Origin of the sequence: Faecalicatena contorta (assembly GCF_003149105.1) — a bacterium.
Classification (GTDB): Bacteria; Bacillota; Clostridia; order Lachnospirales; family Lachnospiraceae; genus Muricomes; species Muricomes contortus_C.
This window is the reverse complement of the sequence record NZ_QGDS01000002.1, coordinates 204,574-217,343: the sequence shown is the minus strand read 5'-3', so window position 1 is coordinate 217,343 and position 12,770 is coordinate 204,574. Positions and strand designations below refer to the sequence as shown.

Annotated in this window: 15 protein-coding genes; all 15 read right to left on the bottom strand. The window is 42.3% G+C overall.

Annotation, left to right across the window (positions count from 1 at the left end; genetic code table 11):
- Positions 1–41: 41 nt before the first annotated feature.
- Positions 42–800: a phosphatase gene (locus A8805_RS04435; protein WP_109708998.1), complete on the bottom strand. Its 759-nt coding sequence runs from the start codon at positions 798–800 to the stop codon at positions 42–44.
- A gap of 65 nt (positions 801–865) precedes the next feature.
- Positions 866–1,756: an AraC family transcriptional regulator gene (locus tag A8805_RS04430; protein ID WP_109708997.1), complete on the bottom strand. Its 891-nt coding sequence runs from the start codon at positions 1,754–1,756 to the stop codon at positions 866–868.
- Between the two features lie 30 nt (positions 1,757–1,786).
- Complete coding sequence (locus A8805_RS04425) at positions 1,787–2,041, bottom strand: TfoX/Sxy family protein (protein ID WP_109708996.1); 255 nt, start codon at positions 2,039–2,041, stop codon at positions 1,787–1,789.
- An 8-nt stretch (positions 2,042–2,049) separates the two neighbouring features.
- Positions 2,050–2,295, bottom strand: coding sequence for a zinc ribbon domain-containing protein (locus tag A8805_RS04420; protein ID WP_109708995.1), 246 nt, complete (start codon positions 2,293–2,295; stop codon positions 2,050–2,052).
- Between the two features lie 15 nt (positions 2,296–2,310).
- Positions 2,311–2,892, bottom strand: a complete 582-nt coding sequence (locus tag A8805_RS04415) for a TetR/AcrR family transcriptional regulator (protein WP_109708994.1) — start codon at positions 2,890–2,892, stop codon at positions 2,311–2,313.
- A gap of 118 nt (positions 2,893–3,010) precedes the next feature.
- Positions 3,011–4,426 (bottom strand): ABC transporter permease, encoded by a 1,416-nt coding sequence (locus tag A8805_RS04410; protein WP_109708993.1) that lies wholly within the window; start codon positions 4,424–4,426, stop codon positions 3,011–3,013.
- Positions 4,395–5,900 (bottom strand): COG1361 S-layer family protein, encoded by a 1,506-nt coding sequence (locus A8805_RS04405; RefSeq protein WP_109708992.1) that lies wholly within the window; start codon positions 5,898–5,900, stop codon positions 4,395–4,397. Before A8805_RS04405 ends, A8805_RS04410 begins: the two co-directional genes overlap by 32 nt.
- Positions 5,887–6,609: an ABC transporter ATP-binding protein gene (locus A8805_RS04400; protein WP_109708991.1), complete on the bottom strand. Its 723-nt coding sequence runs from the start codon at positions 6,607–6,609 to the stop codon at positions 5,887–5,889. The genes A8805_RS04405 and A8805_RS04400 overlap by 14 nt, the downstream gene beginning before the upstream one ends.
- 189 nt (positions 6,610–6,798) lie before the next feature.
- On the bottom strand, positions 6,799–7,797 hold the full coding sequence (locus A8805_RS04395; RefSeq protein WP_109708990.1) for a DnaJ C-terminal domain-containing protein: 999 nt from the start codon (positions 7,795–7,797) through the stop codon (positions 6,799–6,801).
- 184 nt (positions 7,798–7,981) lie between these two features.
- On the bottom strand, positions 7,982–8,410 hold the full coding sequence (locus A8805_RS04390; protein WP_109708989.1) for an Hsp20/alpha crystallin family protein: 429 nt from the start codon (positions 8,408–8,410) through the stop codon (positions 7,982–7,984).
- Positions 8,411–8,821: 411 nt separating this feature from the next.
- Positions 8,822–9,076, bottom strand: a complete 255-nt coding sequence (locus tag A8805_RS04385; RefSeq protein WP_109708988.1) for a hypothetical protein — start codon at positions 9,074–9,076, stop codon at positions 8,822–8,824.
- A gap of 78 nt (positions 9,077–9,154) precedes the next feature.
- Positions 9,155–9,823 (bottom strand): uracil-DNA glycosylase, encoded by a 669-nt coding sequence (ung, locus tag A8805_RS04380; RefSeq protein ID WP_109708987.1) that lies wholly within the window; start codon positions 9,821–9,823, stop codon positions 9,155–9,157.
- Between the two features lie 95 nt (positions 9,824–9,918).
- Entirely contained in the window at positions 9,919–10,680 is a 762-nt protein-coding gene (gene hisF / locus A8805_RS04375) for an imidazole glycerol phosphate synthase subunit HisF (protein ID WP_109708986.1), read from the bottom strand.
- Positions 10,680–11,300: an imidazole glycerol phosphate synthase subunit HisH gene (hisH, locus tag A8805_RS04370; RefSeq protein ID WP_109708985.1), complete on the bottom strand. Its 621-nt coding sequence runs from the start codon at positions 11,298–11,300 to the stop codon at positions 10,680–10,682. The genes hisF and hisH overlap by 1 nt, the downstream gene beginning before the upstream one ends.
- A gap of 19 nt (positions 11,301–11,319) precedes the next feature.
- Entirely contained in the window at positions 11,320–12,723 is a 1,404-nt protein-coding gene (locus A8805_RS04365; RefSeq protein WP_109708984.1) for an alanine/glycine:cation symporter family protein, read from the bottom strand.
- Positions 12,724–12,770: the final 47 nt, after the last annotated feature.

Here is a 12,770-nt window from a genome sequence, read left to right as displayed (position 1 = left end):
TGATGCTTTTTTTGCCAATCGTTTTAGACCATTTTCCCTATTTAGCTGCCAGATATTTTTATAAAGGCTTTGAATTTCTTAACATTTGTGTTAATAATTAGCTCCTTTTCAAATTCTATTTGCTTCAATAATTTACGCGCCTCAGTAAATCTTCCTACATAGCTTGGATCATGCGCATCTGAATTCACAATGATTGGCACATGATAATCCTGACACAACCTGAGCATAGTCTTATAGTTTTCCACGCAATTTAAACGCTTATCCTGTTTCAGCAAGGAACTGTTATTCACTTCCAAAGCAACATGATATTTTTTTGCAGCTAATACCAACTTTTCATAATCTAATACCGTATGATCATCATCTGGATGGGATACAAAGCACACTTTTTCATTTTTCATACACGAAATTAAATTTTCCGTATTCTTACTTACTCCTACATCCTGATAACATTGCTTATGAATTCCCACGATTGCATAATCTAGTTTATCAATATATTTTTGTTCCAGTGAAAGTGTGCCATCATTCAACACATTGATTTCACACCCATGAACTATCTCTACTCCGTATAGCCGTTTAGGAATTACACTCAAATTCATAAAATAAATAGGATCACAAGTTCCCGGTATTCCCGGACCATGTTCACTAATCCCTAAAAGTTCCAATCCTTTTTTTCTTGCTGCCCGTGCCATTTCACGGATTGTACCATATGCATGCCCGCTCGCACAAGTATGTGTATGGATATCCAGCAAAAAAGGATACTTATCAGCTACACCCTTTGATTTGTTTTTCTTACCTGCCAATTTTCTTCATCTCTTTCTTTAAAGTCTGTATAACATTGAATAGCTAAGGTTCCAATACATTTATTTTACTGTTTATTCGTTCTATATTCTCCAGGAGTTTTTCCAATTCTATTCTTAAAATGCTGAATGTAATTACTAAGGTAGTTAAACCCAACCATCCCTGCAATTACAGTGACCGAATGATTTGTATTATTCAGAAGGCCGATGCTTTTATCAATTCTATAGTTGCATAAATATTCTGAAGGAGTAACATGCAGCAGGCTTTTAAAACAGCGGCAGCACTCTCCGCTGCTAATATGGGCAGATAGTGCAATATCCCCCAGTGTAATATTCTCGTGATAATGCTCATGGATATAATTAAGCAGCATCTGCATTCTCTGCTGCTTACGGATGAAGTTCTTGGGTGTCTGAATCACAGAACTTGAAAGATTTTTTGTCAATATATACCACATACTATTGGTTTTTAATGATATAAGATATTCCCACCCGAAGACGCTCCGATCCTGCATCAACGCTTCTAATTCCCACAAATATTCCAGAACCTCCTTATGCCATCCCACATCTTTATGGAGAGTAGTAACAGGAAGGGTAAAGTTCGTCGTAAATGGCAGAACATAAGACTGCTCCATTCTGCTGCCTGCAAAAAAAGAAAGCAGTTTATCAGGAAAGTTAAAACTAACATACTCCCCATTATCAGAAATATAATCCGTGATATGCAGCAGGCCAGAGTTAATAAAAATTGCCTCCCCTGCAGAGAGATGATACATATCTCCATTCACCTGAATTGATACATCTCCGCGGGTAACCAGGGTAAACTGAAGCTCCTCATGCCAATGCAGGTCTCTGTAACCTCTGCCGGGCGGGGTAATCCCGTCCCGGTTTATCCGGTACATCTGATATGGAAACAGTCCATCTGTATATTCATTTTCTTCATGCAAGTTATTTGGTTCTTTCATAATAAAATGTCCTTTTTAATCAAAGCTGCCTCATAGCCCCTTGTAAAACTCTTTTAACTCCTGCTTTGTTTCTTCTGCAAGCTGAGTATACCTTATATTTTCTATAGCACCCTGTATTCCATAAAGCATATGCAGGCAGGCACCGCTGTCAGCCAGCAGCCTGATACGGATAAAAACCTCCTCGCTCCCCATCTGCACAAGCTGTTCCTTAGTGTAGATGCCTATCTTGTTCAGGTTCTTTTCTAAAACTTTTCCTATATTAGGTAAAGAAGACAAACTTTCCATACAAACACCTACTCAAAATATTCTTTCCATGCCGGAAGTTTTTTCATACTGTTTTCAGCCATTTGAGCTGCCGCCGTTTTATCAAAGCCCTGTGTTTTTATTATAAAGTTAATCATACCAGCCTTCTTTTCTTCGAACGACTGCATAGACCCATCAGGCCGGGCACAGTGAACGCAATACTCCTTATTTGTGTCACCTCCCGCAAATTCAGAAACTTCTTTCATTGGCATACCACAAGCAATACATTTTTTCATTGTAACGCCTCCTATTTATTCTTTTATTAATTTTAAAAAAACTGCTGTAAGCTCCGGACCAAACCTTTCTAAAAGCGGCGCATCCGGGGAAAAGAAATCTTTGTTCAGCAAATAGTAATGTATCAATCCCATCCATGTGTTAAATATCAAGTGTATCGGGATATTTTTAATTTTCTGAACCTTTCTCTTCCGCTCAACTACCTGGCTAAAATGATAGGCGGTGATTGATCCGATATTGGCAAATGTTAACTGTGAATCTTCCGGCAGTGAACTTCTTTCAGCTATAAGCCGGATATAAAATTTTTCGTATCGGGCCAAAACATTCAGATATGCTCTCAAGAACTCTTCAATATCGCTGCTAGTCTCTGCTAAACGGTGTATCTCTAATCCCAGGTCATCTCCAAACTCCTCTATCAGTGAGCAAAGCAAATTCTCCACCGATGGGAAATGCACGAAGACAGTTCCATGTGATATACCTGCCTCCCTTGCAATAATTGCTGTTGTGGCAGAAAAACCTTGTTCAGAGTAAACCGCATATGCGGTTTCAATAATTTTCCTTCGTGTATTTTCCTTTTGTAATTGTCTTTTTGATTTCATATAATGAGTCCCCATTCAATGAGTATACACTCATTATATTTTAGGTTTTATTTAAAGTCAAGATAAAAACGCTATCTAACAAGTTTTTCTGCCTTGTAGATAGCGTTTGATGGATTACCTATTCATTTCGTATCGCCGCCAGCGGACTTAGCCGCATAGCACGTAGTGCCGGAAAGTACCCTGCTGCCATGCCTACAAATACAGCAAATGCCATAGAGGCAAGTACCAGCCAGGATGGAATATAAGAAATATTTCCATCTAATCCCATAGCACTGCCATTTCCTGTCAGCAGATTGATAATAAAGGATAAACCAAAGCTAAGTATATTTCCAGCGACACCTCCAATGAATCCAATGAATGCCGCTTCTAAAAGAAACATCTGCTTAATATTTTTCAGCCCGCATCCAAGAACCTTTATGACACCGATTTCTTTCGTCCGCTCATAAATGGACATCATCATTGTATTTGCAATACCAATAGCAGCAACAAACAGGGAAACGGCTCCGATTCCTCCAAGAACTGCCTGAACCATTGCAAACTGCTTCTTCATGCTTTCCATGTATTCAGCATTCGTTGTCACCTGGAATCCCATATTTCTAATTGTAGCTGACAGCTCATCTACATCATTAATATCTTCTGCCTGTACAGAGGCGGAGGTATAAACAAACTGTCTGTATGGCTTACCCGATTTTGTACTGGGCTGTCCGGGAATTACCCGGCCCCGGAATTCTTTCTTCAGCATATCCGCCAGCTTGTTTATATCACAATAAACGTAGTAATAATTGGCATTATAAGATTCCACATCACCGTCAACAACACCGCTGGCTTTCACCACATATTTTTTTGCAGTACGGGACGCCCCCTGGGAACTGTCCCCTCCGGTATCTCCCATTGCTGCCCCGGAGCCTGCGCTCTGACTCTGAAAGTAACTATCTTGATCCAGTATCAGGAACATCTGATCATTTAACAAATCAATATCGGGGAGTTCTCCGGTGTCCCAATATCCCCTGTTAGTGGACTTCTCATAGAATGAAGTCAGTACGCCATTTCCAAAAACCAGTTCCAGATTCGCGCTGTCAGGGTTCGGCAGTTTTCCGCCCGGTGCCAGCTTCATATTTTGCCGCTCCATAGCTTCCGGAGTCACACCTTTTAGCTGAAGATAACCAATATACTTTCCTTTCAGTGCTATAACACTGGCCTCCAAAACAGGATCAGCACTTTTCACATGCTCAAGCTGCTGAAGCTGTTTTATCACATCATCCGTAATATATTTATCAGACTCCTCCTGGTCAGTATATCCACCCATACTATAGTACATTCCGCCTTCAGTTTGTTTACCCATAACTGTGAGGCTTGTCATTCCGCCTGACTGCTCCACTTCCCGATACATGGATTCCTGCATACCCAGACCTAAAGATATCATGACAACTATGGAGGCAGTTCCGATAACAACACCCAGAATAGTCAGAAAGGTTCTAAGTTTTCTGCGTTTGAGGTTGCCGCTACTCATCCTCAGTAAATCGATCCACCTCATCTAACAAGTCCTCCTCTTCTACAGACTCTATTCTTTTCTTTTTCCTCCGAATCATGAAAACTGTAACAACAACTGCTGCAACAACTATCAAACCAATGATAATCGGAATTACAGGCAATCCTTTTTCAGCAGGTACATCCGTCATCTGTGACATATCCATCGGAAGCTGCTCCGGTGTAATCTGCATTGTAAACTCTTTTTCTGCATTGGAAACCTTTCCTGATTCATCTTCATAGGTCACAACCATTTTAAACTTCTGGTCGCCTGCACTCTCCTGTGTTGCAGTTACAATTCCATCAATAGAGCCTGTAGCTCCTGAATCTACATTTCCTAAAAATACTTCTTTCGAATCAATTCCTTCTCCCTGGAATTTCACCTTCACATTATACAATTTGATACGTCCGGTATTGTAAAGGCTGCATGTAATGTTCGCTTCCTCTCCCACTGCTACCGCTTCGGGGGCAATTTCCAAATCACTAAATTCAAATCTGGCAGACTGTTTTACAGGAATGGCAAGGCTGGAGGAACTTTCATACTGGATTGCATTGTTGTCTTCATATCTCATGGACATTGCAATGCTGTATGGCTTCTGTACCAAGTCCGCCCTTGCATTCAAATCTATCGAAATGTCCCTGGTTCCTCCGGCTGGAATACTGTCCAGATAAATCGAACTGGAACCGGAGGACGGCAGAAATGCAGGTGCCTCGGCCGCTGCCTCCGTCCCGGATGAGGGCGCTTGTAAGTCAAACAGCATATTTGAAACGGCCGTCTTTGAAGAAGTATTCTTTAAATGTACAATTAATTTAAAATCTCCGCCCGCATTCACGGCACCAGGGTCTGTACTAAATCCGGTCACAATAACACGAGGTACAGAAGCATTTCCCGATTCTCCGCCTCCTGCAACAACAGGCTCATTGTTGGAAATACCGCCGTCATAAGAACCTCCATCACCTGGATCAGGCTGTGGGGACGGCTCCGGCTCAGGAGCTGGTTCTGGTGCTGGCTTTGCCGTTGTCTTCACATAAATGGATATCTCAATCGGATTATCTCCATTCTCACAGCTTATAAGAAAATCTAGCCTATAAGGCTTTGTTTCCACATCAGAACGAACCTTGAGCCCTTCCCACTTCGCTGTTTTTTCCACACTTTGCCCCGCTGGGATATCCCCCAATGGAACCGCATTGTTTATCTTATCTATCTCAAAAGGCCAGTCAAGTGCATTTTTAATAATTGGCGTGACTATTACATTCTTTGCATCCCCGTTCCCCTGATTCTCTATCTCTACATTGAATTCTAAAAGCTGTTCAACATCCTCTGCCTTATATCCTGGTGTTGACTGTTCTTTTCCTATCGATAATACCTTCATTTTAGGTGTCAATGTTTCATCCGCAGCCTGTACTCCCATAGGCAGTATCATAATTACCGCTAAAGCAAGACTTATTACTACTCCCACACTCTTCTTAAACAATTTCATGTTTCTTTTCCTCCCTCTTTTTACGGTTATCTTCTATTTTCACAATTTTTCCATCCGTAATATGGAATACTCTGTCTGCGTATGAGGCTAAATGATTATCATGGGTAACCATAACTAATGTCTTTTTCTGCTCCCACACTACCTGCTGCATTAGTTTCATCACTTCTTCAGATGTATGGGAATCCAGATTTCCCGTTGGTTCGTCTGCAAATATAATCCTTGGGTTTACTACCAGTGCTCTCGCCACGCCAACACGCTGCTGCTGCCCGCCTGACATCTGATTGGGCAGGTGCTTCTTATGCTTTTTCAAATTCACCAAATTCAACATCTCATCAGCCTTCTTTAAGCGGCTGCTTTTAGCCTCTCCCCGGAAAGTCAGCGGCAGAGCAACATTTTCCAGTGCATTCATCGTTCCAATCAAATGAAACGACTGGAAAATAAAACCTACATTCTCACGCCTGAACTTAACCAGCCCGTCTTCTTTCAAGCCCTCCATGTGCTGTCCGCTTATAATAACTTCTCCTTTTGTGGGCTTTTCCAATCCGGCAAGCATATTTAAAAGAGTAGATTTTCCAGAGCCTGATGTGCCCACAATTGCACAAAATTCCCCTTCATTTATCTCAAAATCTACTCCATTGAGCGCCCGCACCACTGAATCACCCACCCGGTACAGCTTATATAAATTTCTCACTTCAATAACCCTGTTCACAAAGCCCCTCCTTCGTCCAATAAATTATCTATATGATACTTCTAAAAACCAAATATTTTCCAGCATAATTTGTTAAATTTTCCTTAATTTTTAGTAACCCAGACATGAAATGATTTAGTACTTTCCCTTTGAAGCAAGTCACACATGTGTCCAACGTATGCACCAATCACTTCACACCCAGTTTATTTATCAGAATGCTTGTTCATACTCCATTAATTTCTTTCTTGCTTCAGGGTTTAACTTTTTCGGAACCTGAATCTGCACTGTTACATATTGGTCTCCGCGCACCTCTGAGTTTTTCATTGAGACGATTCCTTTTCCCCTCAGGCGTATTTTACTCCCGGACTGTGTCCCTTCACGAATTTTGCAGCTTACATTTCCATATAAAGTGTGGACTATTGCCTCCCCGCCAAATACGGCAGTGGTATACGGGATATTAACTGTTGTATACACATCCAGACCTTTCCGTTCATATCCTGGTTTTGTTCCAACTCTGGCTTTCAAAAATAAGTCTCCGGGTTCTCCTCCCCCAATTCCTGGCATACCCTTTCCCCGAAGGCGAATGCTCTGACCAGTGTCAATACCGGCCGGAATGTGTACGCTAAGCGACTGTCTTCCTCCGGGAACTTCCGAATCCTGCAGAGTAATTATCTTGTCGCATCCAAATACTGCTTCATCAAAGCTAACGGAAATCTCTGCCCTCAAGTCCTCACCCTTTCCTGTGTATCCTCCCGAAAACCCTCCGTCAAATCCATCGCCATAGAAACCGCTCCTGTGAAAGCTCCGGGTCCTGGGGCCCTGCTTTCTATTTTCATGGAACATGTCCCCAAACAAATCTCCAAACATGTCATCCATATCGCCACCCTGGAAATGATATTCTCTCCAGCCGCTTCCTCCGTCGGTATGTGCTTTTTTGCTATAGGTATTCCCAGTGTAAGCGTTACCTGCATCGGCTCCCGCTTCAAAAGCCGCATGCCCGAACTGGTCATACATGCTTTTCTTCTCAGGGTCACTTAGCACAGCATATGCCTCGCTGACTTCCTTAAATTTCCGCTCAGCCTCGGCATTTCCCTCATTTGTATCCGGGTGATATTTCTTAGCCAGCTTTCTATATGCTTTCTTGATTTCACCGGCATCGGCATTTTTCTCTATTCCCAGTATATCATAATAATCTCTTTTTGCCGTCATAACTTTCACCTCCACTACTGACAAATGTTAAAAAAGAGAGACCACTGCCAAAATCATTAGCTGCGTCTCTCATTGCATAGGAACTCTATTTATACGGGTTCGATTTGTCTTCGATTTTTTCTTGCCCAGGATCCTGCTGTCCCTTGTGGCAGAATCCCGGCTTATTGCAAGAAACTTTATCAAATTATCCCTCAATGGAGATCCATTTTGATTCTTCCACTTTTGGTTTCTCTTTCTTCGGGATATCCAGTTTCAGGGTACCATTCTCAAACCTTGCCTTGATATCTTCCTGGGTTACGTTCTCACCTACATAGAAACTTCTGCTGCAGGTACCACTATATCTTTCTCTTCTGATATATTTACCATTTTTATCTTTTTCATCGTTATTCGTGTTGGTATTTGCGGTGATAGTCAGGTATCCATTTTTCAGCTCAGCCTTTACATCTTCTTTCTTAAATCCCGGAAGATCCATAGTTACTTCATAACCATCATCTGTTTCCGCAACATCAGTCTGCATCATTCTGTTTGTGTTAAAACTTCTTCCAAAATACCTTTCTGGAAATCCAAAGAAATCATCCATAAAGTTTTCTCCAAAAATACTAGGCATCAACATAAGTCATCTCTCCTTTCAAATTTACCATCCGGTATTTCCGAATGGACATTGATGTCAAAATTGTTACCCAGAACCGGTGACTGGAGGTTCTTTTTCTTCCGTCCCTTTGTTCTATTTGTAATATAACATATGTTTTATCACTCGTCAAGTATGAGTGCTGACATTTATTGTGAAAATTTTATGAACTTTTCAATTAATTTTATGTTTCCTCACATCTCACTCTTGTATAGCTGTAAGTATTTGGAGTGGTTTTTATATACTAGGAAACTGCGCGTTTCCTAGTATATAAAAAAGCGCCCCACTTGATCAGTGCAGCGCCATTTGGCAATATATATTTGCTGGAACCGCCAGATATGGACTAGCTTTTCGGCTCCCCTGTTAAGTATGTAACAGTAGATACTATAAATTGTATCAATCTTTCTTCTTGTCCTTGTTTATCTTTTTTTCTTTATCCTCGTGTTTATCTTTCTTTTTATTCTTATGGTCACTTTTATCCTTCTTCTTACCTGCATGACCATCTTTTTTCTTATGTTTCTTTTCTTCTTTGGAATTCTTACCTTCCAATTTCTCAAAATATTTTCTTCCCCTGCTGCATTTCAGTTTTTCCCGGGGACAATGATTTCCACATATCGGGCAATTTTTTTCTTTTTCCTTTTCTTTTCCCATAGCTTTCCCTCAAAGGGTTACAGTTCATCCATAAACCCGATTACAGTTCGCCTTATACTTAAACTGCAGCCTTAACTTCTAATCTATTTGCCAGTCCACAGGTTCTATTCCATTTTGTTTCAAGAATTCATTTGTCTGGCTAAAGGGCTTGCTGCCGAAAAACCCCCGGTATGCCGACAGCGGACTGGGATGAGGCGCCTGCAGTATCAGGTGCCTGGGGTTATTTAACATAGCTTTCTTACGCTGTGCAGGACTCCCCCATAAAATAAACACAATAGGCTTATCCTGGCTGTTCAGAGCCAGGATGGCTGCATCGGTAAACTCTTCCCAGCCAATTCCGCGAAGAGAGTTTGCCTGGTGTGCCCGTACTGTAAGCACTGTATTCAGCATTAATACACCCTGCTCTGCCCATTTTGTCAGACAGCCATGGTTTGGAATTGTACATCCCAGGTCATCACGCAGTTCCTGATAAATATTAACCAGGGAAGGGGGAACGTCCACTCCTTTTTTCACAGAAAAACAGAGTCCATGGGCCTGCCCGTCATTATGATAAGGGTCTTGTCCTAAAATTACCACTTTCACATCCTTCAGCGGTGTTAAATGGAATGCATTAAAAACATCATTTGCCGGAGGAAAAATCTTGTGCGTACGGTACTCCTCATTTACCCGGTCAAATAATTTTTTATAATAAGGCTTTTTAAACTCATCTTTTAAAGCTTCATACCAATCACCACTTAATCCTGACATATGTATACACTCCTATCTTCGCTTATGCAACTTATTCCTACTGAACCATTCGTATTACATAAGGTGGTCTGATTCCTTTCAGTACCCTTCCATATTTACATCCTTACAGAAATGCCTTCTTTTCTCAGGTATTCTTTTACTTCCCTGATTTCCAGCTCCTTATAATGGAAAAGTGAAGCAGCTAGTGCCGCATCTGCTTTACCGTCTGTCAGCGCTTCTTTAAAGTGCTCCAGTGTTCCCGCACCGCCTGATGCAATGACTGGTATAGATACGCTTTCTGCTATAGTACGGGTCAGCTCCAGGTCATACCCAGCTTTTGTACCGTCACAGTCCATGCTTGTAAGCAGAATTTCTCCCGCCCCCAGACTTTCTACCTTCTTCGCCCACTCTACTGCATCTATACCTACATCAATCCTGCCGCCATTTTTATAAATATTCCAGCCGCTTCCGTCTGCCCTTTTCTTTGCATCAATTGCCACTACTACGCACTGGCTGCCAAATTTCCCGGCGGCATCTTGTATCAGATTCGGGGTGTTGATTGCGGAAGAATTGATAGATATTTTATCCGCGCCTTCTCTAAGCAGAGCTTTGAAATCGTCCACTGTCCGGATTCCTCCGCCAACCGTAAACGGGATGAAGACACATTGTGCTACCTTCCTCACCATGTCCACCACGGTCTCCCTTGCATCAGAAGAGGCAGTTATATCCAGAAACACCAGCTCATCCGCGCCGGCTTTATCATATGCCTTCGCTATCTCCACCGGATCACCGGCATCCCGCAAGTCCACAAAATTAACACCCTTCACAACCCTGCCTGCATTTACATCCAGGCAGGGGATAATCCTTTTCGTAAACATCACATTTCCTCCTGATTCAGTTCCACAAAATTCCTCAGTATCTGCATTCCAACATCACTGCTCTTCTCCGGATGGAACTGGCAGGCAAACACATTCCCCTTTTCCACAGAAGCGTGTATATGAGTGCTGTATTCTGTAGAGGCTTTTACAATATTTTCCTCTTTTGCCTTTAAATAATAGGAATGTACAAAGTAAACATATGACTGCTGTGTAACTCCCGCAAACAGCTTTCCGTCATTCTCCAGGCAGAGAGAATTCCAGCCCATATGAGGAATTTTAAGACCATCCTGCATGGGAATCCTCAGAATCTCTCCTTCCAGAATCCCCAGCCCCGGAATACCCGGTGCCTCATCACTTCTTTCAAACAGAAGCTGCAGCCCAAGGCAAATTCCCATAAACGGGGTGCCTTTGGCAACCACCTGATGAATCACCTCATCAAGCCCATATTTCCTCAGATTTTCCATTGCATCTCCAAAGGCTCCCACACCGGGAAGAATGACTTTATCCGCCTTTAAAATCTCTTCCTTTTCCCCAGTGATTACAACCTCCTGCCCTAAAAAGAGCAGTGCCTTCTCTACGCTTTTTATATTCCCTGCATCATAGTCAATAATTGCTATCATATGTAACTCCTTTATTTTTTCAATCTTTCTTTCCCCGTCCGGTCTTGATGACAGGTACCGGAGTTTCATCTACAGCATCCAGGTTATTGATATATTTTTTCGTCTCCTTCACAATAACCGGTGACAAAAGCAATACCGCAATCAAGTTCGGTATGGCCATCAGTGCATTCAGCGTGTCCGCTATAAGCCAAACCAAATCCAGTGCCAGAACCGGTGCAATCGCAGCTACAATCACATAAAGAGCACGGTAAGGAATAAGCCCTTTCTTTCCTGCAAAATACTCTACACAGCGCTCTCCATAATATGCCCAGCCTAAAACTGTGGAATAAGCAAATGAAATAATACCTACAACCAGGATAACAGGCCCTAAATAAGGAATCTGTGCAAATGCCATTGAAGTCAGTATTCCGCCGTTGGCTATTTCGTCTGCATTGATTGCCGGGTTTTTCATAATCGTTGAAACAAGTACCAGACCAGTCATCAGGCATACTACAACCGTATCCCAAAACGTACCTGTGGAAGATACCAGAGCCTGACGTACCGGGTTTCTTGTCTGAGCTGCTGCTGCCGCAATCGGTGCAGAACCCATACCTGATTCATTGGAAAACAGCCCTCTTGCCACTCCATACCTCATTGCCAGACGGATTCCTCCTCCGACCAGCCCTCCTGCTGCGGCTCCCGGTGTAAATGCAAGCTTACAGATTGTTACAATCGCAGGCACAATAAAATCATAATTAATTATCAAAATAATCAAACAACCCAAAACATAGAATACCGCCATAAATGGAACCAGCATTTCACACACTCTTGCAATACTCTTAATACCTCCAAATATGACTACTGCAGTTAAAAGTGCAATTACTACCCCTACAATCCAAGGCGGAATCCCCAGATTCTCCTGGCAAACTGCAGCTATTGCATTTACCTGGGTCGCACAGCCGATTCCAAAAGAAGCAAATCCTGCAAAAACTGCAAAAATCATTCCCAGCCAGCGCATATTCAGACCGCGTTCCAATGCATACATTGCACCGCCCTGCATTCTTCCGTCTTCCGTCTTAACTCTGTATTTTACGGCAATCAGGGATTCTGCATATTTTGTAGCAATCCCAAATACGCCGGTCAACCAGCACCAAAGTACGGCTCCCGGTCCTCCCATTGCAACCGCAGTCCCTACTCCGATAATGTTCCCTGTACCGATGGTAGATGCAAGCGCCGTAGTCAATGCCCCAAACTGACTAACCTCGCCTTCTGCCCCCTCATCTTTCGTAACAGATAGTTTGATTCCTTTCGAAATTGCTTTGTTCTGGATAAACCCTGTACGGATTGTGAGAAATATATGGGTTCCAAACAATAAAACTATCATTCCCCATCCCCACACTACACCATTTACTGACTCTACTACCGCATTCACTTTGTCGAACATATTATTCTCCTCTCTCTTTCCTCCCAATGACTGTCAGAAACGAAACA